The 22570-nt window shown below is 57.4% G+C and carries 14 protein-coding genes; 7 read left to right on the top strand and 7 right to left on the bottom strand.

Annotated elements, in window-relative coordinates; translation table 11 throughout:
* Positions 1-9: 9 nt before the first annotated feature.
* The 5 genes from E0E37_RS09565 to E0E37_RS09545 form a co-directional block, all read right to left on the bottom strand.
* A complete protein-coding gene (locus tag E0E37_RS09565; protein ID WP_130862802.1) occupies positions 10-894 on the bottom strand; it encodes an ABC transporter ATP-binding protein in 885 nt (294 codons plus the stop codon).
* Positions 869-2026, bottom strand: a complete 1158-nt coding sequence (locus E0E37_RS09560; protein ID WP_165445302.1) for an ABC transporter substrate-binding protein — start codon at positions 2024-2026, stop codon at positions 869-871. The genes E0E37_RS09565 and E0E37_RS09560 overlap by 26 nt, the downstream gene beginning before the upstream one ends.
* Before the next feature lie 55 nt (positions 2027-2081).
* Positions 2082-2681, bottom strand: coding sequence for a DUF5714 domain-containing protein (locus E0E37_RS09555; RefSeq protein ID WP_130862800.1), 600 nt, complete (start codon positions 2679-2681; stop codon positions 2082-2084).
* A gap of 96 nt (positions 2682-2777) precedes the next feature.
* Positions 2778-3701, bottom strand: coding sequence for a CobW family GTP-binding protein (locus E0E37_RS09550; RefSeq protein WP_130862799.1), 924 nt, complete (start codon positions 3699-3701; stop codon positions 2778-2780).
* Positions 3702-3734: 33 nt separating this feature from the next.
* Positions 3735-5093, bottom strand: coding sequence for a uroporphyrinogen decarboxylase family protein (locus E0E37_RS09545; protein WP_130862798.1), 1359 nt, complete (start codon positions 5091-5093; stop codon positions 3735-3737).
* 271 nt (positions 5094-5364) lie between these two features.
* Here E0E37_RS09545 and E0E37_RS09540 point away from each other — a divergent pair, with 271 nt between their 5' ends.
* The 7 genes from E0E37_RS09540 (at position 5365) to E0E37_RS09510 (ending at position 12301) form a co-directional block, all read left to right on the top strand.
* The gene (locus E0E37_RS09540; RefSeq protein ID WP_130862797.1) at positions 5365-6690 is read left to right on the top strand and encodes a helix-turn-helix domain-containing protein; all 1326 of its coding nucleotides are present in this window, start codon (positions 5365-5367) and stop codon (positions 6688-6690) included.
* Positions 6691-7081: 391 nt separating this feature from the next.
* Positions 7082-8452, top strand: a complete 1371-nt coding sequence (rsxC, locus tag E0E37_RS09535) for an electron transport complex subunit RsxC (protein WP_130862796.1) — start codon at positions 7082-7084, stop codon at positions 8450-8452.
* On the top strand, positions 8452-9417 hold the full coding sequence (locus E0E37_RS09530) for an RnfABCDGE type electron transport complex subunit D (RefSeq protein ID WP_130862795.1): 966 nt from the start codon (positions 8452-8454) through the stop codon (positions 9415-9417). The genes rsxC and E0E37_RS09530 overlap by 1 nt, the downstream gene beginning before the upstream one ends.
* Positions 9417-9983, top strand: coding sequence for an FMN-binding protein (locus E0E37_RS09525; protein WP_130862794.1), 567 nt, complete (start codon positions 9417-9419; stop codon positions 9981-9983). Before E0E37_RS09530 ends, E0E37_RS09525 begins: the two co-directional genes overlap by 1 nt.
* Positions 9983-10672: an electron transport complex subunit RsxE gene (gene rsxE / locus E0E37_RS09520; RefSeq protein ID WP_130862793.1), complete on the top strand. Its 690-nt coding sequence runs from the start codon at positions 9983-9985 to the stop codon at positions 10670-10672. The genes E0E37_RS09525 and rsxE overlap by 1 nt, the downstream gene beginning before the upstream one ends.
* A complete protein-coding gene (gene rsxA, locus E0E37_RS09515) occupies positions 10672-11262 on the top strand; it encodes an electron transport complex subunit RsxA (RefSeq protein WP_130862792.1) in 591 nt (196 codons plus the stop codon). The genes rsxE and rsxA overlap by 1 nt, the downstream gene beginning before the upstream one ends.
* A gap of 13 nt (positions 11263-11275) precedes the next feature.
* Positions 11276-12301: an RnfABCDGE type electron transport complex subunit B gene (locus tag E0E37_RS09510; RefSeq protein WP_130862791.1), complete on the top strand. Its 1026-nt coding sequence runs from the start codon at positions 11276-11278 to the stop codon at positions 12299-12301.
* 827 nt (positions 12302-13128) lie between these two features.
* Here E0E37_RS09510 and E0E37_RS09505 read toward each other — a convergent pair.
* Positions 13129-13314, bottom strand: a complete 186-nt coding sequence (locus E0E37_RS09505; RefSeq protein ID WP_130862790.1) for a hypothetical protein — start codon at positions 13312-13314, stop codon at positions 13129-13131.
* Positions 13315-13890: 576 nt separating this feature from the next.
* Positions 13891-22545 carry an S-layer homology domain-containing protein gene (locus tag E0E37_RS09500; RefSeq protein ID WP_130862789.1) on the bottom strand — a complete coding sequence of 2885 codons (8655 nt, stop codon included), beginning with the start codon at positions 22543-22545 and terminating at the stop codon, positions 13891-13893.
* Between the last annotated feature and the right edge of the window lie 25 nt (positions 22546-22570).

The following is a 22570-nucleotide window of genomic DNA, read 5'->3' as shown; positions in this document are numbered from 1 at the left end:
CCGTTTCACTCACTGAAACCACTCCGCCAGCGAAGCTTTCAGCTCCAGACAGTCCGCCAGATTCAGCGACTGCGCGCAGCAGCGGTTGATCCGTTCCGACACGCTCAGCTCTCTGTCCACCGCTCCGTCCCTGATGAATACGATCCGCGTGGCCAGGATCAGGGCTTCCTCCAGATCGTGGGTCACAAATACGGCGGTCTTTCGCTTCCCGGCGCTCCCGGCTATCCCGTCCCCGGCGCCGCGGCAGCTGTCCGCCCACAAGTCCCGGATCAGCTGCTGCAGCTCCGCTCTGATCCTGTTGTCCAGCGCTCCGAAAGGCTCGTCCAGAAGAAGCACCTCCGAATCCATGGCCAGCGCCCGGGCCAGCGCCGTTCTCTGCCTCATGCCACCGGAAAGCTGGCAGGGATACTTTTTTCCCTCTGCGCTCATTCCCGTTTTCTCTAAAAAATACTCCGCCCGCTCTGCCGCTTCCTGTTTTGTAAAACGTCCGCTTTTCGCCGCTGCAAAGACAACGTTCTTCCGCACGGTCATCCAGGGAAACAGGGGATCCTGCTGAAATACCACCGCCCGGTCCGTATCCGGTCCCCCCAGTTCCCTGCCGTCAAGCAGGATCCGTCCCCGCTGCGGCCGTTCCAGCCCCGCAAGCAGCCGCAGCAGCGTGCTTTTCCCGCACCCGGACCGGCCGATGACGCAGAGAAATTCCCCCTCCTCCACGCGGAGGCTGAAGTCCTTCAGCACGCGCTGTCCGCTGTCTTTATAAGTAAAATCTAGATGTTCGACTGCGATCTTCTCCATCATTTCACGTCCATTCTTCGGCGAAGTCCCGGCGTTTCCGCCGGGACTCCCCTTGACCAACTCCCTGAACCTCTCAGGAATTGTTCCTTCCGTATTCATCCTTCAGCTCTTCGTAGAGCCCGCCGCCTTCCCCTCTGTCGATCAGAATGTCCAATGCGTCTGCGTAAACAGAGGTGTCGATATAGTCCGCGATATCGTAAGGCGTGCCAGCGTCGATATCACCGTTCGCCTTCATTACTTCATAGAAATCCTCAACTTTGTTTTTGTTGGGATCCAGCGACACGATCATTGCGTTGTCATAGCCGCCGCCTCCGTACATGATGGCCTCCACATAAGCGGCGTCCTGTCCGGAATAGGCAGTCAATTTTTCCACGGTGGTGGTCCTGTCATTTCGGTAGACGTCCAGAGCGCGCAGCAGGGCCGTCTCGAATTTGACCAGAGCGTCCCGTTTATCAGCCAGCGCTTCCGCAGACGCAGTCTGGCGGCAGCAGGGGAAGTCCGGCACAAGGTCACCCACCGCAAAGGCCACGGCCGCGCCGGACTGTTCGGCTATATAACCGTAACCGCTGTTTACGAATCCCACGTCCACTTCGCCTTTCATCACCGCTTCCATGATCGACGCCGAGGAATCCAGATAGATAAAGCTCACATCTCTGTCCACATCCAGTCCCGCTTCACGCAGAACTCCCTTCATGACCATGTGGCCCGTCTCCATCCGAAAGCAGCCGATCCGTTTTCCCCGGAAGTCCTCCGGACTTCGGAAAGCGTCCTTGTTTTCCGGCTTCACGATGGCCTCGCTGCCCTCGGATATCGTGCCGCCGAAGATCACCACATCCGTCCCCTGTGAGATAAAACTGCAGCTGGGGATGACGCCGTATGGCAGAACATCCAGCTTGCCCGTGCTCACAGCCGTCAGCGCGTCCGCCAGCGAAGAGACCTTCTCGAACTCCACGTTCACTCCTTCTTCTTCAAAGTAGCCCAGCTCATCCGCCAGGATCACGCAGGCGGTCTTGATATCCTTGCCCAGCATGGCTACCCGCAGCGTCCTGACTTCACCGGATCCTCCCGCTGTTTCTGCCGCGCCGCCGCTCTGACCCGGACTGTCTGTCCCGTCCTGTCCGGAAGCGCAGCCCGCCAGCATCGGCAGCGCGGCCATCATGACCGCCAACAGCAGAAGGACCGGTCCCATCCTCCGGCTTTTCCGCCCGCCGGATCCAACTTTTATGTTCATTTTGCACACTCCTCCTGTCACAGCGCCGCTCCTGACCCATGGCTCATCTATGTGATCACTCCGTTTTCGCTCTATACCGGAATACGCACTTTTCACCGATGCAGTCGGGATTTTCCTTATAAAATCCACAAAATATCTGCTTCTCCGGCTCCGGCGCGGGCCCCCCATGCTCCGTCAGAAAATCTTCCGCCGCCAACAGCGCCAGAAAAGAACATCGCTTGCAGCAGCGCGGACCCGAATAACGGCCGATGCTGCAGAGAGCCTCCCCCGTTATCCGGTTCACAGCGCCCAGATCCTGTTCTGAATGGGGCGTGGTCCCCAGCCATACACAGGCAAAGATACCGCAGCCCACCGCCGCGCCGCAGCTTCCATATTCTCCGCAATAACCGCCGGGGACTTTCACTGCTCTGGACCGCGCCAGCTGCAGTTTCTGCCGGAAGGTCCTCTCGTCCATGCCGCTTCTGACGGCGGCTGCGGTCAAAAGCACTGCAGGCACCAGAAAATGGTGATGGGGGCTGTGCATGGGGAAGTCGTCCGCCGCCATGATCCCCGCCGCCATTTTTACCGGTGAGAGCACCTTCTCCTGATAGAATTCCACACACCTGTCCTCTATTTTTTGGAAATGATCTCCCTGCGGTCCCATTGTCACAGCCATCTGCCCCACTCCTTCTCCCCGATCGCACAGATCCTTCCAGCGGTCCGTCACACCGGGCCGGCTCATCCGGTCCGGATCAGGCCGCGCCCCGGCCGCTCACAGCGTCAGCTTTCCACGCAGGCCGCAGTCCTCCAGGGCGCCGACGATCAGACTCATCATTCGGATGCCCACCGAAGAGATCACCACCAGGTCCGGTTCCGCCCCGTCCCCTTCCCATGGCCGCAGCTTGATGCGCGTTCCCACCGCGCTGACTTCCGTCATCCCATCCTCCGCCGTTCTGCAAAAGCCTTTTATCCGGTAAGCCGACGGCGCCGCCGCCCTGAGAAAGCGCAGCAGGCTGCTCCTCTCCACCGGCTCCGCGCTGCGCAGCACGAATGTCTTCGGCCTGCTTTCCACCGTGTTGGTGCTCTCTCTGCTCTCCCTGTCCACCGGCGAGAGACGGCGCAGGATCTCCCTGAAATCCAGCCTGCAAAAGGAGGTCACATACTGCCCGGCCCCGGCGTTCAGCTCCGTTATGGCTGCGCTCACGGCTTCCACCTGGCCGTTCCCCGCCAGATCTGCCTTGTTGATGACCACCGCGCCGCTGTACTCGACCTGGCTGCGCAGCGCCGGCAGCACATCCTGAAGATCCAGATAGGTCTCCGCATCCACCACACAGATGGCGCCCCTGTAATCATACGGCGTGTACAGCTGTTCCCGGACGCCTTCCAGAATGCGTTCCATACTGGCAGGGTCGGCCAGTCCCGAAGCCTCGATAAACAGTCTGGATACGCCGCTGCCGGACATTTCGATCAGGCCCGTCACAAATTTGTCTTTGATACAGGCGCAGAAAATCGATCCGTTGGAAAGCTGCCTCATCTCCACGCCGTCCTTTTGCAGGAGTACTCCGTCGATATTGATCTCCCCGAATTCGTTGATGATGACGCCGATCTTTTCATTTTCAAAGCCTTTCAGCAGAGAGCGCAGAAGCGTGGTCTTCCCCGCCCCCAGAAAGCCGGTCAGCAGCGTGAGTTCGATCATATTTCAGCTCCTTTCTCCTTTGAGCCCCGGCGGCTAGCGCGCCGCGCACCTGCGCACTTCCTCCAGCAATTCCTCCCTGCTGGGAATGATGGACACCCATTTGGGTTCCCCGTTGATGCACATGGTGGGAAGATTTTTCAGCCCCATCTTCATGGTGCGGGCGATGTCTTCCTTCACATTGTATTTGTAGACCACATAGTCCGCGATGTCCTTCATATCTTCGTAGTTGTCTTTCACCACGTTTACCATGTAGGTGCAGGCCGCGCACTGCTCCGGATCCAGCGTAAACAGCTCGATGAGGACTTTGTCCAGATGCCCGTAATCCGGGATCTCGATCTCGATGTCTTCAAACCCGCCGCCTTCATAATTTGCGATCATCTCGCGGACCGCATCCGGCGTCTTCACTGCCTGAGCCGCCGCGATGGTATTTTCGATGGGTGTGTCATAGGGCATATCGCAGCCCGGGCTGATGATCAGGTTGTGGTGATCCATGCTGTCCAGCAGGTCGATCACGCATTTCATATTGTCCTGCTGCGTTCCGAAGAGCATGGTCGTGGTCAGAGGGATGTTGCCGCCGATGGCGATATTGTACCGGTCGGTGATCTCCTTGGCCTTTACCATATCCACGTTCTCATCCACGGAGATGCCGTCCGGATTGGTCTTGCACATGGGTTCGATCTGACGGGTGGCGTTGCCGCAGACAAAGAAGCAGGAATACGCGCCTCTGCTCCTGACGTAGTCGAACACCGCCGTAAAAGTAGGCGCCAGGATCTGATTGAAGTGCTTCGGAGAGATCTGGCTCACCAGAGGATCCACCACCGCGATCACGTCCATACCCGCGTCCAGATACATGGAAGACATCTTGATCGCCACCTCGCCGCAGAACTCCAGCAGCTCCGTCACATAACCCGGATCCGTGATCATATCCATGAAAATATCCGTCCCCCTCAGATGTGAGGCCAGCGTAAAGGGCCCGCAGATCAACCCGTACAGCGCGGCGCCGTCTCCGATATCCGCCTTCACTCTGCGCATGGCGTCCAGCACTGCAGGGATCCTTCCCGATTCTTCCGTGGGGATCTTACAGCGGCACGGTATGCTTTTTTCTCCGCTGAGCGGATGAGTCTGAACGGAAGGCGGATTATTTTTGGCCCAGAGAAGATCGCATCCCAGAGCCTCCGCCTCCAGCTGAAGATCGAACAGTGTGGGCAGACCGTCCGGTACATAAAGCTTATATGCCTCCATCAGGGATTCATACAGCTTGTCGCTGTCTGTCAGCACCTCGTCGGCCATATACCCCTTCAGTTTTCCCGCGTGAACGCCGGCAAAGGGTACCCAGGGCACCGCGTCCGTTTTCTCATGCCGCAGTGTTTTTAAGATCAGTTCTTTTCCCATATTTTTCTCCTCGCTTTCCTGCCTTCAACCTGTGTTGTCAAACTATTCCGATAACAGCATTATAACTCTTTCTCATGCAATTTATATTGTTCAATATTCAGCGTATTTTGTAATTATTTTATTATTTATCTCACACAAACTAATATTGATATAAATTTCATTCTAATTTATAATAAAAATATTATTATAAAAATAATCAAAATCCCATCAGCCGTCCTTTCAAAGCCGACGGGATCTTTACCCTTTACCAGAAAACAGCAAGGAGCCCGCTATGAAATCTATGACGATCCCCTCCGGGAGATTCCCCGGGAGCCCCGAGGGAAAACCCGAGGAAAAAACTGATGAAAAACCTGCCGAGAGACCCGACGTTCCCCCCTCGCCCATACCGCTGCCCCAAGACCTTTCCGCTGCAGTGGAAGCGTTCAGCAAGATCACCGGACTGTGCGTCACCTTGTACGCGCCGGACTGTCAGGTGGTCTTTGAGCTGAATGCAGGATCGAAAGTCTGTTCTCTGCTCCCTCTGTACAACCGTGAAGATACGCCGTGCAGAAAAAATATCAGGCTGGCCGTCAACATCGTCTCCACACTGGGCGAGCCTTACTATTTCGCGTGCCCCGCGGGCTTTATTCAGATCGCTGTCCCCTATGTCAAAAACAACGCCTGCGCCGGCTGCCTGATCGCCGGTCCCGTGATCATGGAGCGGGACGAAGCCGCCATCCTGACGCAGATCCTGTCTCTCAACCGGGCTCCGGACAGCGGAAGGAGCGCCAAGTGGCACGCCGCTGTTTTTGCCGCTGTGAAAAAGGTCCCCTCCTTTTCCGCAAAGGAAGTCGCATCCCTGGCGACTCTGCTCTATCAGTGCGCTTTTCCCCTTCCGGAGATCCGGCGTTTTCCCGCCCCTTCCCCCGAGGCCCTTTCGTCCTCCTGCTCCGGCGGCGCGCCGGAAGCGCGCGCCGATCTGGCCGCCGACGAGAAGGAGCTTCTCCGCCACATCGCTTCCGGCAATATAGAAAAGGCTCAGGTGTCCATGACCGCCTACCTGAACCAGCTGCTCATTCTGGAAAACGGCCGCGTCGACGCCTGCAAAAATCATCTTGCCGGGCTCTGCGTTCTGGTATCGCGAAACGGCGGATCCGAGACAGCCATGCTGGACTCCTTTGAATTCATCCATTCTCTGGATCGAGTGAGCACCATATCCGAGCTGAAAAGCTGGACCTCCCCGTTTATCCGGCATTTTACCACAGAGAAGCTTTCTCAGATCTATTCGGGCGATTCTCAGATCGTCTCCCAGCTCATCAGCCTCATATTGTCCGATGAATACTGCTCCCTGTCGCTGGCCGAAGCCGCGGAGCGGCTTTACGTGAACCCGTCCTGGCTCTCCACACATTTTAAAAAGGAGACCGGACTCAGCTTCACCAGCTTTGTGACCGACAGGAAGATACGAAAGGCGCAGACGCTGCTGACTACCACAAACTTGCGCCTCATCGAAATATCCATGCAGTGCGGCTTTGAAGAACAGAGCTACTTCACCAGGGTCTTCCGCCGGTCCACCGGCATGACGCCCAAGCAATACCGGTCCAGATTCGCCGCTCCCTGATGCCGGATCAGGGGGCGATTCAGGTCCATTTCTCCCTTAGCAAAGGCCTCTCCGCTAGGATAGCGTAAATTTTACTTCCTATTTATATAAGGGGGTTATGGGACCGGTAAAAATTACATTTTCCTTTTCTTTCCCGACCTGGGATGCGGCTGCGTTTTTTTATCATTCATAATCGACATAATTTTAACAATTCCGGGTGTTTTCACCCCGCCAGCCTTGCAAATTCGACTTTTTTCTCTTTACTTATTTTGCAAAAAGGTGTATCCTTTAATACTGTAGGTGCTTATACTCTTCTGCATGTGAATATATATAGAGGTAGGGCCCTGCCACCCTTTCAGAGTGTAGAAAAAAGCTACAATTTTTGACAAGGCTAGATAAGGAGAGAGAGTTTATGAGTTCAGTTCAAAAACATCTTAAGGGAATCCATGTCGACCATTGCAAAAATACCTCCAGCCTGCCCATCGTAAAGATGCCGCTGCCTGAAAAGGTATATATTCCGATGGTTCAGCACATTGGAGCTCCCTGCCAGCCTACCGTCGCCGTCGGCGATCACGTTAAGGTTGGACAGGTGATCGGAGACAACGCTGCTCCGGTCTGCGCTCCGATACACTCCAGTGTATCCGGAGAAGTAACCGCTATCGAAAAGCGGATGACGCTCATGGGCCGTGTGGACACCAATATCGTTATTACGCTTGACGGTAAGCAGGAAGCCGCGGAGACCGTAGCGGCCCCTGTTGTGACCAACAAGGACGAATTCCTCAAGGCTGTTCGCGCCAGCGGCGTCGTCGGCCTGGGCGGAGCCGGCTTCCCTACGCACATTAAGTACAACCCCAGAAATCCGGAAGAGGTAGATACCCTCATCCTGAACGGAGCGGAATGCGAACCGTACATAACGGTCGACCACCGCACCATGCTCGAATCCGCCGAACAGATCATCAACGGTGTGAAACATATCATGCATTTCCTGAACCTGAAAAAGGGCATCATCGGCATCGAGGGCAACAAGCCCGACGCCATTGCCAAGTTTAAGGAACTGCTGAAAGATTCCCCGGAGATCGAAGTGCACGAGCTGTCCCAGCAGTACCCGCAGGGCGCGGAGCGTGTGATCATCTACGAGACCACCGGAAAACACCTGCTGGCCGGCAAGCTGCCCGCCGAGGTGGGCGTTATCGTCTCCAACGTCAACTCCGTTCTGAAGATCGAAGAATACCTGGAGACCGGTATGCCCCTGATATCCAAGAGTCTGACCGTTGACGGAAATGTGGTCAAGGAACCGAAAAATGTGGAAGTTCTCATCGGTACTCCCATTCAGGATGTGATCGACTTCTGCGGCGGCTTCACCGGCGAACCCAAGAAGATCATCATGGGCGGACCGATGATGGGTAAAGCGATCCCCAACGACGACATGTCCATTCTCAAGGGCAACAACGCCATTCTGGCCTTCGACGACTCCTTCGCTCAGATCAACGAGGAGACCGCCTGCATCAACTGCGGACGCTGCGTGAGAGCGTGTCCCATGAATCTGATGCCCACCGCGATCCACAAGGCTTACGAGCGCGACGATCTGGACGCCCTGAAGAAATATCATGCATCAGCCTGTATGGAATGCGGCTGCTGTACTTATGTATGTCCTGCCAGAAAACAGCTGAGTTTCATCAATAAACTGGCAAAGAATAAGCTGGCCGCGGCCGCGAGAGCGGAGGCTGCCAAGGCTGAGGCGGCCAAAGCTGAGGCCGAAAAGGCGGAAGGAGGTAAGAAATAATGAGCGAGATCAAACACGGAAACTTAATTGTTTCTTCCGCGCCTCACGTAGTATCACCGGTCAACACATCCCGCATCATGCTGGATGTTATCATCGCATTAATGCCGGCCCTTCTCATGGCCGTTTACGTATTTGGGCCGAGAGCTCTGCTGCTCACCGTGTCCTGCGTGATCGCAAGCGTAGTATTTGAATGGGCGTTCCGCAAGATCACTGGACGCACTCAGACGATCTCCGATCTGAGCGCAGTAGTCACCGGCGTGCTTCTGAGTTTTAACCTGCCGGCCAATCTTCCCATCTGGATGGCCGTCATCGGCTGTTTTGTGGCCATCGTCGTCGTAAAACAGCTCTTTGGAGGACTGGGTCAGAACTTTGCCAATCCCGCTATCGTAGGACGTATCGTTCTGTTCGTCTCCTTCGCCACACCCATGACCACCTGGCCTCTGACCAGAATGCAGCTGGCCGGCGGAGCTGACGCCGTTACCGGCCCCACTCCTCTGGGACTCCTGCAGAAAGGCGCCATGGAGGATCTGCCCTCCAACGCGGACATGTTCATGGGCTTCATCGGCGGTTCCATGGGTGAGATCAGCGCCCTGGCCCTGCTCATCGGCGGCGTTTACCTGGTGATCAGAAAGGTCATCGAGCCCACCATCCCCGTATGCTTCATCGCCACGGTGGCCGTGATGGCTCTGCTCATGGGACAGGATCCGATCTTCCACATCTGCGCCGGCGGCGTGATGCTGGGCGCCATCTTCATGGCTACCGACTACGTGACCTCCCCCATCACCACGAAGGGCAAGATCGTATTCGGTATCGGCTGTGGTATTCTGACCATGCTGATCAGAATGTTCTCTTCTTATCCGGAAGGCGTTTCCTTCGCCATTCTGCTGATGAACATCCTGACTCCGCACATCGACGAGCTGACGAGAATGAAGCTGAACGGTGTGCCGAAAGGCGGTGAACAGTAATGGAAAAAAACAATAGTTTTAAAGAGAATTTTGCTCCTACCGTTGTTCTGGTGCTCATCTGTCTCGTCGCTACCTTCCTCGTAGCCGGTGCTTATCAGGTGACAAAGCCGATCATCGACGATATTACAAAAAAGAACGCCGACGCGGCCCGGGCGGAGGTCCTGGCTGAGGCCGACGGCTTCGAACCAATGGAGATCGACTTCCTGGTTCCCACCGACGCCGCTCTCGTGAAGACCAACACAGAGGTCACGGAAGTCTACAAAGCTACCAACGACGCGGGTTACGTCATCACCGTGTCCGCCAAGGGCTTTGGCGGCGCCGTTATCACCATGGTAGGCGTCGATATGGACGGAAAAATCGTGGGCGTAAAGGTCACCGACGCGTCCAACGAGACACCGGGACTGGGCTCCAAGGCCACTGTTCCCGATCATACCAACAAATTTGTAGGACTGGACGATGTATCCGGCGTTGACGGTATCTCCGGCGCGACCTATACGTCGAAAGCTGTCGGCAACGGCGTTACCCTTGCCCTGCAACAATTCGCTGAGTTAGGAGGTGCTATGTAATGGAAGAAAAGAAGAACAGGCTGAGTATTCTCACTAACGGCATCATCAAAGAAAACCCTGTGCTGGTACTGGTTCTGGGAACCTGTCCTACCCTGGCCGTCACGACGCAGGCTGTCAACGGCGTGGGCATGGGCGTTGCCGCTATGGTCGTACTGATCTGCTCCAACGTCTTCATCTCACTCTTGAAGAATGTTATTCCCGACAAGGTGCGTATTCCCTGCTACATCGTAGTGATCGCCGCCTTCGTTACCGTCGTTCAGTTCCTTTTGAAGGCTTACCTTCCGGATCTGGACAAAGCGCTGGGACTCTTTATCCCGCTGATCGTAGTAAACTGTATCATCTTAGGCCGCGCCGAGATGTTCGCCAATAAAAATTCTGTCATAGATTCTGCGCTGGACGGCGTTGGAATGGGCATCGGTTTTACGCTTGCGCTCACCGCTATGGGCTGCATCCGTGAGCTGATCGGAAACGGCACCATCTTTGGTATTGCCGTCACGGCAGGCCACATCGACCCCATGGCGATCTTCATGCTGGCTCCCGGCGGTTTCTTCACCTTCGGCTGTCTCATCGCTCTGGTGAACAAGCTGACCAACGGCAAGCCCAGCAAGAACAAGGAAAACGGCTGCGCCGGCTGCCCGTCCGCCGCTGCCTGCGGTCAGGCACAGGGCAATGAAGGGGGTGCTCAGTAATGAAAGAAATGTTGATCATCATTATGGGAGCTGTCCTTGCAAACAACTTTGTACTGGTTAAGTTCCTGGGTATCTGCCCCTTCCTGGGCGTATCCAAAAAGCTGGATTCCGCCTTCGGTATGTCCTGCGCCGTAACCTTCGTTATGGTAATGGCCACGGCGGCTACCTGGCCGATCCAGACCTACCTGCTGGACGCCAACGGGATCGGTTATCTGCAGACCATCGTATTTATTCTGGTCATCGCGGCTCTGGTACAGCTGGTCGAGATCATCCTGAAGAAATACGTGCCTGCCCTGCACAAATCCCTGGGCGTCTACCTCCCGCTGATCACCACCAACTGCGCCGTTCTAGGCGTGTGCGTGCTGAACATCACGGAGAGCTACAAATTCATACCGTCTCTCGTCAATTCCTTCGGCGCCGGCATCGGTTTCCTCCTCGCGATGGTACTGTTCGCGGGCGTTCGCGGAAGAATCGAGTACAACGACTATCCGGAATGCTTCAAGGGCGTTCCTTCCACATTGATCGCCGCATCGATCCTGTCCCTGGCCTTCATGGGATTCTCGGGTATGATCGACGGCATATTCGGTTAAGGAGGTGCCAACAATGTCAGCAATTATTACACCTGTGATACTGGTTGTGGTAATCGGCGCCATCGCGGCTGTTATCCTGACCCTGGCCGCTAAGTTCATGGCAGTTCCTGTAGATGAGACTGCAGTCGCCGTCCGTGAAGTACTTCCCGGCGCCAACTGCGGCGCCTGCGGATACGCCGGCTGCGACGATTACGCCGCCGCTCTGGCTGCCGATCCGAAGGGTGTTGCCCCGACTCTGTGTATTCCCGGCGGCTCCACCTCATCCAGCGCCATCTCCAAGATCCTGGGCGTAGATGCCGGTTCCGCCGTTCCTGTGGTGGCCCGTGTCCGCTGCTCCGGTATCTCTGAGAAGACCAAAGAAGACATGGAGTATCAGGGCTTCAAGACCTGTGAAGCCAGCAAGCTGTTCTTCAACGGTCACGGTGCATGTAAATTCGGCTGTATGGGTTACGGCGACTGCGTAGCCGCCTGTAAGTTCGACGCGATCCACGTCTGCAACGGCGTTGCCGTGGTGGACAGAGACGCCTGCGTCGGCTGCGGCGCCTGCGCCAAAGCGTGCCCCAACCAGCTCATCGAGATCGTTCCTCAGACCGCCAGAGTATTCGTGGGCTGCAGCTCCTGCGACACCGGAAAGGTGACCAGAAGCGTCTGCGAAGTGGGCTGTATCGCCTGTAAGATCTGCGAGAAGGAATGTAAATTCGACGCGATCCACGTGGAAAACAACCACGCGGTCATCGATCCGGAAAAATGTAAAAACTGCGGAATGTGCGCGAAGAAGTGTCCGAGAAATATCATTCACGTAATTCCCAAGCCCGGCGCAAAGCCGGCTCCTGCCAAACCGGCTGCTCCGGCCGCGAAGGCTGAGGCTGCTCCGGCTCCGAAGGCTGAGGCAAAAGCAGAGGCTCCGGCCAACGCTCCCGCTGCCAAGGCGGAAGAAAAGGCTCAGGCCGCAAAGGCGGAAGCTCCTACGGCCGAAGCCCCCAAAGCGGAGACAAAGACGGCGGAAGCCGCCGCTCCGGAAGCTGCAAAGGCAGAATAAGCTCCTCTCCAGAGCTGATAGAAATTGAAAAGGGACGCCGCAGATGCGGCGTCCCTTTTTTCGTCCACCTCAGGTCAGATCAAAATCTGATTGAAAGGCGTCCCTTCTTCAACGTTGTTGGTCAGGCTCCGTGGGAGGCTGTGGATTGAAATACACATCGGGCGTGTCAAAGGCAAGCCCGGCAGGCCGGTCTGGCTCCGTTGGAGCCTTTTTATTCCAATACTTGGCCTGCGCGCCGGTGGTGTGTTGGCAGCGCGCAGGTGGCGCGTTGGCAGCTGGGCGGTTCTGGGGCCGGGGCGCGCGACGCCGGGCTGTTGCGCGTGGGCGCCGGGGCTGTTCTGGGGCAGGTAGTGTGTTGGTGCCGCGCCGCTGCGTTGTCAGCTCTGCATCGGTTCTGGGGCGGTTGCACGCCGACACTCTGAGACTTCTGCCGCGCCATCGCAGCAGAAGTAAACAGAAGCAATAGTACAAGGTTTACAAGGTTCCTGTCCACACGGGTTTTAAGAGAGCTCTGGATAGCGCCGGGAGATTATCAGTATGCCCCTGTGTGGGCGTAGGTGAAAACAATGAAAAAAAACAAATTTCGCCTATTTAGCGTGCTAATCGGCAGTGATTCACGCCATTTCAGCGTTAAAATAGGCGATAAATGATTTTTTTATAACCTTTCGCCTATTTTAACGTCCTTTTTGAGGGAAATTAAAAAATTTCTTACCGTTTCGCCTATCCGCCGTATCGTCCCCACCTAACATAACACATTTTCCAGTCATGTTCCTGTCACTCCCGGTCCCGATCGGTTCTATCTGCTCCTACCGGCCTGCCCACTCTACTCAGGCCCACTGGTCGCTGCCCGCTCTGCTCGGACCTCCTGCCACCTGCCCCATCCGACCCGCTCCTGCCCCGCCCAACATGCTCCTGCCGCTTCCATCCCTTCCCTGCTTGCTCCTTCCCTGCTTGCTCCTTCCCTGCTTGCTCCCGCCCCGCCCTACCGACTCTGGCTCATACGCGCCCATCATTTCTTACATATATGTCCCCCCTCCCTGCCTAATGCTCTATTTCGTTCCCCGCCCAGGGATCAACTCACATTTCATAGGTATTGTAAGCTGACCTTTTGAACTGGCATGCCGTTCTGACCCCCTAAAACGCCTCTCTCAGCCTGCAATTCATGTTTCCCGTCCGAAAACCGTCCTTGGTCTGTCCGTCTCTGTCTCACGCGTTCTAAGGCAGATTTGCTTCGGCGGCAGTGCAGAACTTTCTGCAGATGTCGATGGGGGATGTGCGGGTACGCGGAGGTATGTAGACTATGCATTAGTATGTGGCCTATGCAGTGTATGCAGGAAATCAGAACCGTCGCAGCTGAATTTTCCGCCCGGTCGGCCGATGACAGCTGATGACAGCTGATGACCGTCGATAATAGCCGATGACAGTCAATTACAGCTGATGAGACCGATGACAGCGTATGACCGAATCTCCCGGCCATGCAAACAGCGCGGCGATGGAGATCGCCGCGCTGTTTTGCTGCCGTTATTTAGATGTCGCTGCTTTGCTTCTGCGCCGCTGTATTATGTACGCTTTGCTTCTGCATCGCTGTTTTACTTTTTCAGATCCACAAAGTGGTACAGCATGCTGGCCGCTTCTGCCCGGACAATGCTTCTCTCGGGCTGCAGTTCTTTCTGTGGAGTACCGCTCATGACACCCTGCGCCACCATACTCTCCATGGCCTCTCTGGCCCAGCCAGCCACACTGTCTGCATCTGCAAAGGCTGCCAGAGACTGCTCTCCTGCTGCCCCTGCGGCGGCTCCTTCGCCTGCTGTCAGATCCATATTCGACGCCTTGGCATAGCTGAACAGGATCTGCGCGAATTCCTGCCTCGTCACGCTCTGCTCCGGCTTGAAAAGTCCGTTTCCATAGCCCGCGACGATACCGGACTCCTGAGCCCACGCCACAGCATCCGCATAATACGCATCCGCTGCCACGTCTCTAAACGCGCTTCCCGCGATCGCCGTCTCCGGTTTTCCGGCCAGCTTGTACAGAACTGTCACTACCATGCCTCTGCTCATGGGGATCTCCGGACCAAAGGTATCGGCGCCGGTTCCAGCCATCAGGCCCTGGCTGCAGATGGAGCGGATATAGTCCTCCGCCCAGTGGCCCGACACATCGGCAAATGTTCCGATGGCCACTTTCTCAAATACCACCTGGACCGTATACTTCTTTTCCCCTGCCGGGAAGGTATAGCTGGTCACCGATCCCACGCTCTTTCCATCTACCAGAACGTCCTTTACACGGAATCCCGCGTCGGGCGTGACAGTCAACGTACTGCTGCCGTCGGCGTTCTTCCTGATCTCTGTCTTGCCGCCGTTTCCGGTCTCCACCTTCACTCTGCCGTCGTCTGAGGACTCTGCAGCGGAACCGCCCCCGCCTCCGGATCCGCCTGACCCGCCGTTTCCGCCGGGTCTGTTGGCTGTCCATCCGGCTACCAGCGTCACCGCTTCATCCGGCATCGTAAAGTAGGTCACGCTCCTGGTCCCATCGGCCAGAGTGATTCCGCCCTGCGAGACGGTCCAGCCGCTGAAGGTATGACCGCTCATCGTCCCGGCGTCGATTCGGACCAGAGAATCCCTGTCGTACATTCTGTCTGAGACTGTAGAGCCTGCGCCTCCGCCCTCGATGGTCAGCTGCCGTCTGACGGCCTTTGAAGGCGCCTGCGTATAGGCGATCGCATAAGTCGAGAATCTGTTGGTACGGAAGATCAGTTTATCTCCCACCTGTCTGGCGGGCAGCGCTTCCGCTCTCCCGTCGTGAACGCGGATGATGGTATAGTTCGATCCGCCCTGCATCGCCTGAGGAATACCGATCGTGATCTCCACTTCCTGATCCCCCTGAGTCGTTTTGATGGTCGTCTCCACGGACTGCCCGTTACTGTCTGTGACGATTTTCTTCAGTGAAATGTCGAAGTAAGCGCCTACGGTATTGGCGGCGATGCCTCCCAGGGCCGTTTCCCCTTCGATCATGCTGCGGTCGGGCTTATCTGTTTTGTGTACGATGGTGAGGATGACCTCGATGTTCATCGCCGCTCCCGTCGCCTTGTCCGCTTCGCTGACCGCCGCCGCTGCCAGCTCGCCCGCGGGCGCGAACGCAGCCGCTCCGGATGTATTGATGGTAGTGGTGACTTTGTAGCCGTCGCTGCCTGTATTTTGTTTGATCGTACTGCTGCTTCCGCCGTCGATGGCCTGACCGCCCGAGCCGGGACTTCCGGCGCCGTCTCCGCCGGGCGTATTGCCGCCGCTTCCTCCGATGCCCGAGCCGGCGCCTTCTCCGCCGTTGCCGCCGGACGCTCCGCCTCCGTTGACGATGACATTTCCCGTCTCCGAATCGACGCCGGCGCCGCCGTTGCCGCCCGCGCCGGTTCCCGCAGCATTTCCGCCGTCTCCGCCCTGAGCCTTGGCCGGTCTCTCTATAGTGATCGCTGTGTCCGCTTCGCTGGAAACACCGCTTCCGCCGTTTCCTCCCGACCCGTTGCCGCCGGAATACCCGTTACCGCCGTTTCCGCCGGCCACCGTGGTATTTCCGCTAACGATCACATTGCAGCCGGTGTGGCTGCCCGCGTCCACCCCGTGTCCGCCGTTGCCGCCGTTGGCACTGCCGCTTCCTCCCGCTCCGCCGCTGCCGCCGGTAACGGCTGCGTTAGCGTTTGCGCTGTTCGTGATCGTTACGGTCACGCCGTCCTCTATGATCGTGATCGCAGCCTGACCGTTCTCGCCTTCTGCGCCGTCAGCGCCGGCAATGTCGTGACCGTTCAGGTCGATGATCACATCCGTACCTGCTTTTATGGTTTTGTCCAGCTCCACATCACCCTGAAGTTGGATGACAGGAGTTCCGCTGCCTGTGTTCAGCACCGCGTTGCCCGGGCCGAATACGCCGTCCACTATTTCCTGTGTCAGCGGATCGATCAGCGCCCAATCCATGGAGAGGACGGCCGCTTTACTTATCACTTGGGTATTTCCTACGTTGTCCACTGCGCATATCTCGACCCAGCCGTCGAAGTCCCGGGTACACACCGCGCTCCAGACGCCGTCCTTCAGCGTCATTGCCTGTCCCGACACCTTGACCACGCCCTGGGTCACCAGATTATAGCAGACCTCTTTTACGCCGCTGTGGCTGTCGGCGACGCCTGCGGCGGTGATAGTCAGCGGGTGTTCCAGATAATATGCTCCTCCTGATATCACGCCGCCTTCACCGTTTAAGCCCATTCCGCCGATGACAGGTCTGACCTTATCGATCATGATCACAGCCCTTGTCTCCGCTTCCGCTCCCGACACATCGGCAGCGATGGCCGTCAATGTGGTGATCCCAGATCTGGTCACAGTGAGACCGCCTGACGGAAAATCAGTCTTCTCCGACGCCGCCGCGCCTACTGCGCTGTACATCAGCTTCTGGCCGGCAGGTCCTGAGACTTTTACCGTTACGTCGCCCTTTGTCCACGCGCCCGCCGTGATCAGCTCCGTTCCCTCCGCGTCCGTCAGTGTCACTGTGGGCGCCTTCACTGGAGAGGCGATCATGGCGGCTTTGCTCACGGTCTCCGTATTTCCTGCTTTGTCCGTGGCCGTCAGCCAGACCGCGCCGTCAAATTCTTCATCAAAGATAAAGGAATAACTGCCGTTGTTTTCGGTCACCGCGGGAGCCGCCAGCTCCACGGCTCCCACGCCGCTGCCGCTGGTGACCTTAGCCGTCACCTGTCCGAGACCGGAATCCCCGTCCATGATCGCAGCCGAGATCTTCAGCTGTCCCGTGGCATAGACCTTTCCGGCCGCTTCCCGGACCGCCGGACCTGTTACTTCAAAATTACTGATCTGCGGCTTTTCTCCGTCGATCCGCACCACAGCCCCGGCCGTGGCCCTGTTTCCGGACACGTCCTCCGCCGTCACGACGATGCGCGTAATGCCCTGTTGAGAAACAGTTACGCTGTAAACGCCTCCCGCTGACGTCATGGCTGTGTCCGGTCCGGGAGTGCCTGTATCCGCGGGATGAGTCAACGTATAGGTGAGTCCGCCCTCCTTGTAAGAGCCGCCTCTGGCGCTTACGGTCACGCCGATCCGGTTCCACGCACCGTCAGCCACTGGCTGTCCCTGACTGTCAGCGACCTCCAGCACGGGCGCCTCCGCCGCCCCTGTTATCATGGCAGGCTGCGTCAGTTCCGCGGAATCGTGGCCAGCCTTGTCCTGCGCGCGCACTTGTATGGTTCCAGTAAACGTTTGAGAGATCTCGGCCTGCCACGTACTGGTGCTGCCCAGCTGTGCCATATCGATCCAGTCGGCGCCGCCGTTGATGGAATACTGCACCGCTTTCACGCCTGAGGAGCTGTCTTTCGCCTCCGCCGATACGGTCAGTTTCCCTGTAGTCTCCACACGGCCGCCGGAAAGCGTGGCGCCCGCTCCCGTAACGGTCAGGGCCGACAGTGTAGGCGCCCCGGTATCCACCTTCAGAACGATGGTTTCCGCTCCGGTGATGACGCCGTCGTTTCGCAGGCCGCTTTTAACGCTGACACGCCAGGTTCCGTCGCCGAAACGCAGGTTTCCAAATTCTTCTGCAGTATAGTCTTTTTCCTCCTCGTAGACCGTCAGCGCCGACCCCGATACCTTCTGAAGCAAGGCCCGAATGTTCTGCATTCCCGAAGTCACGAGCTTAACGTCCTCGGTATAAAAACCGCCGGAGGAAGCCGCAGCCCCGCCCGCCTGCTTTTCTACCGCATACGCAAAGGGCGCGTTTTCCAGCATAATGCTCTTGAGTCCATACACGTCTTTATTGACGGATGAAATGACTCTGACCGCGGTAGATCCCACCGCCGCGGAAGTCAGCACCCGGAATGTGACCGCTTTGTCCGTGACCCTGCACCCTGCCTCCAGCTTCAGCTTCGTTTCATCGAATACCCACATGATCTCCTTCTGATCATCAGCCAATCCTGAAGGATCAAAGATCACCTCATACTGAGCGCCGGCGGAGCCGATATTCAGGATGCCGCTCCCGGTAACCTTCAGGCCTCTTACCCGCGCTTCCACCGTGTATACGGCTCCCGCCGTAAGCACGGAAGCCGGATCCCCGGCGTCCTTTTGGGTCCGGGCCGTGACCTCGATCTTCGCCCCTGGCTCCGCATCCGCGTCTACGGTCATGTAGCCCGTACTTCCATTCCACACCGCCGGTCCTGAGACAGACCATAAGACTGTGGGCGGCAGGGCATAAACGGGCTGGAAGTCTATTGCCAGAGCGATCTTCTCTCCCTGTCCGACCTTCTGATCCCCGGGATATACGGAGATGTCCGTCACATCGGTGCTCACCGAGATCCGCAGCGTGTCCTCATAATTCGTCCCGTTGATGCGGACGGTCACTGTGGCATCTCCCGTTTTGTCCGCGGCTGTTTTCGCCACTATGCCCAGCGGCTGGCTCCCCGCGGCCGCCAGTGCGATCAGATCCGGCCGGTCCGTTGTCCAGGTCACATCGGAAGCCCCCATGCTGTTGGCCGCCTCCGCCGGGGAGATCAGCGCCCCCAGCGGGATCGTCTGTCCCGGTCCCACCGTCACCTGACCGCCCGCCACATTGCTCTCGATGGCCTCGCCCGAGGTGATCCGTATTCCCGTAGGCAGCGCCTCCACGACCCGCACGGCGGCGGTGTCCGAAATGTTAACGCCTGCTTTATCGATGACCGCTGATATTTCTACCGGATAACCCACGGGTGTACTTTCTTTAGCAGTGACAGATACGGTCGCTTTATTTCCATTTGGGATCGGGCTTCCGATCTCCAGGTATGACGTTCCCGCGCCGTTTCCCTGCACCTCCAGAAGAATATCGCCGGCGTCGAGGCTGACGCTTTCCGAATGGACCGTGGCTGTCAGTTCTATGCTCTTTCCTTTTTCAAGGGTAATGTCCTTCGCGTCAAAGGTAATGCGTTCAGGCTTCACATTTACCTTGACCGTAACTGTACAGGAAACGCCGCTGTGGTCTTTGGCCGTGGCCGTGATCTGCGCCGTCCCCTCAGAACCTACCGCCGTGACCTTGCCGTTTTCATCCACCGAAGCCACCGTATAGTCGGACGAACTCCACTCAAGCTCTGGATTGGTGGCGTCCACGGGCGTCACCACAGCTTCCAGCTTTATGGTACTATCCTTGTACAACTTGATCTGCCCCTGAGGAGATTCCCCTCTGTCGATCTCTCCGTTGGTGAATTCGATGTTTGTCACCGACTTCACCGCAACCTCAGGATCGATGGTCACCGGTCCGCTGGGCGCGTCGGTGACAGTCCCCACAGGGACCTCCGTGCCTGTTCCCGTCCCCGGCGTGCCGTTGTAACGGACCACCTTCTCCACCGATACCTCTGCAAAATATACGGTGCCGGCTTCCGCCACATAGCTCAGCGGGATCACCCCGATGATCTGATCCACTTTTTCCGATCCTGTGGTCACAGTGACGCGTCCTTCTATATTGGTAGGCGTTCCGTCTTCCTTCATCAGCTTGGCCACCAGGGTGACCTCAGCGTTAGTAGGCAGATTCTTGCCGTTGATCTCCGCGTAGATGGTAGTCTGTACTACGCCGCCGCTGCCCGAATCGGACGGCTTGTTTTCCACCACCACGACCCGGTCAAAGCCGATGGCCTCACTGTTGACGGTGGTGGTCACACTGCCTGTCTGCGTCTTTCCGTCGTAAAGGCCGGTCAGCGTTATTTTATCCGTGCCGTCAGGCGCGTCTGCCGGTATCTCGCAGTCCACGATCACCGTCCTGCTTCCCATCGCCGGCACAGTGGTCCGGTAACCGCTGCCGGTCTTTATTACTCCGTTGATCACGCGAATGTCTGCGCTGTAGAAATTAGAAGAATCCGCCGTCAGATCGACAGTCTTCTCCTGATCCGACATATTCATCAGGGTAAACCGGTAGGACACCAGGCTTCCCGGCGCCGCCGTGTTCTCCGCGGGAGCCTGGATCTGAACGTCGCCCTTCAGACTGAATCCCTCGGTAGATTTGATGGTCCAGGTCTCTCCGGTCCCCAGAGACGCCTTGTCCCACTGGAGAAAATACCCCGCGTCCACGTAAGATGCGCCGGGATTCGCCGTGTGGTAAGCCGTATTATTCAGCAGCCCTTTCATGGCCAGCTGTTTTCCGTCATAATAATACCCTGAAAAATAACGGTCCGCCGGCACCGCTCCGTCCCAGATATAGGACATCATGCCGCTGTCTGCATTTTTCTTTATGTAGACGCTCCGGGTCCCCCTGTTATAGTAACAGTAGCCCGTGTCCGATCCGGCGAAAAATGTATCGCCTCCGTGGATGAACCGCAGATCGCTGATCGAGCCGGAAGCATTGTAATTGATTATCTCCCAGCGTTTGTTGATATAATTGGCGCCCTTGGGCAGATTAACGTACTGAGTCACCTGCACGCCGCTTTTATTTACGAATACCGTTTTCACGGTGCGGCCGCCGTCTGTCAGCGTGTTGCTCACAGCGAAATGGCCGTTGTCTATCAGCGCGCCGCCCAGGTAATCTGTTCCGTACACATTGCCGTTGATCACCAGCACCGATCCGTTGGAGTTGGCGTCGGAACCATAATACTGTTTCTGATCGTAGCGTCCGTTTCCGCCTAAATCGAACCAGACCGATATCCTTCCGTTTGGATTTACGATGAGTTTATAGGGCTCCCCATTGGTCCCGCCGATGGTCTGAGACTTTGTGGCCGTGCTGTCCGGAGCAGTGATCATCCCCGGGAGATAGCTGGCCGACGCCGCTTTCAGCGCCCCTGAAAAAAACGACGGCAGTTCCCTGATCACAGCAGGCCCATCCGCTGTTCCTGTCCCTTCGTCAAAAGCCTGCTCCGGCTCCGCGGCATAGGCTTTTGGCGTCGCCCGTTCCAGCAGCCCGGCAAGCAGCCTACCTGCGCCGCTTTCATGGGACTCCGAAACAGCTGGTCCCTCTGTGCGGCCGTCCGCTTTTCCCGCGCCGCCCTTGTCGTCCGGACCCGGCAGTTCCGCCGGTATGCTGTCCAGAGTATTCCTGTTGGGACACTCCTCCGTGAGTCCCGCGTCGTGGAGATGACAGATCTCCATTCCCGTACAGGCCAGGCAGTCCGCGCAGACGTCTCCCGCGGCAATCCGGCGGGCCCTGTACACAGAGGTCAGCGTTTCCCACCCCTGACTGAATACAGGCGCCTCTGTCTCGGAAGCGGTATCCCAGTTTGCAAAAGTAAACATGATATAATCCAGAAGATTTTCTTCTGTGTAAAGAGCCTGATACTGCGCCCACACCTGATCGATATACGCGCCGTTTTCCGCGATATATGATTCTGTGTTTTCCATGGCGCTCACCGCTTCCGCAAGCCGCTCCGCTCCGGCGCTGATCGTTTCCGCGGACTGAAGCTCCGCCGTCAGCGCCTCTCTGTGCGCGATGATCCGCTCCTCCTCCGCACTCCTGCCGTTAACGGAAAAAATATCTTTTACCTTTCCCACCAGGGTGTTATAGGCATTCCAAAGGTTATTGATCAGCTTCTCGAAAAAGGACGCCGGCTTCTCCGGTTGCACATCCATCTCAGCCTGCAGCGCGGCCTCATCCGCGATCAATCTTTCCATTTCAGCCACGTTCGCAGGCTCGTAGGGACAGACGGAGGGCTGGTGATAGGCCTTCGCGCCGTGTTCCCGACAGAGCTGACATTCATCGTCTTCGCCGGTGACGGTGAGGGCGCAGAGCTCCAGATAGTCTCTGTCAGCCTGGGATATGGCGGTCTTGCTCTCATCCGTCAGCTGAAGGTACGCTTCCCAGCCCTTGTCGAAGTAAGGTTTGTTCGCTGTAGGCCTGCCGTCTTTATCCACAAAATCCGGCTTCCAGTCGGCGGTAACGCCATTTTTGCGCAGCGCTGCCACGCTTTCCGTCACCGCGGCCAGCAGCGCCGCCTGAACTGCATCCTCCGGCTCTTCTGTCCCGGCCTTGTCCGGCTCCACCGTTTCGCTCTTGTCCGGCTCCGCCGTTCCGGTCTTGTCCGTTCCTCCCGTTTCGATCTTGTCCGCATTCGCGGCCCCGATCTCCTCCGGGCCCCCCGCCTGCTCTGCCACCGGCGCGCTGCTCCCGGCGCCGGAAGCCCCGTCTCCGCCGGACTCCGCGCGCACGCTCAGGGGAGTCATGCCCGCCAGCATACAAATAGAGACGACAAATGCCACGACCTTCCGCATCTGCCGCATATCAACGCGCAGCGCTTCTCTAACTTTCTTACGCATATTCACACTCCTTTCGCCTGCAGCT

The sequence above is a fragment of the Bacilliculturomica massiliensis genome (assembly GCF_900605495.1).
GTDB classification, from domain to species: domain Bacteria; phylum Bacillota; class Clostridia; order Peptostreptococcales; family Anaerovoracaceae; genus Bacilliculturomica; species Bacilliculturomica massiliensis.
Note: the sequence above shows the minus strand (reverse complement) of the source record. Positions and strands in the feature narration are given on the sequence as shown.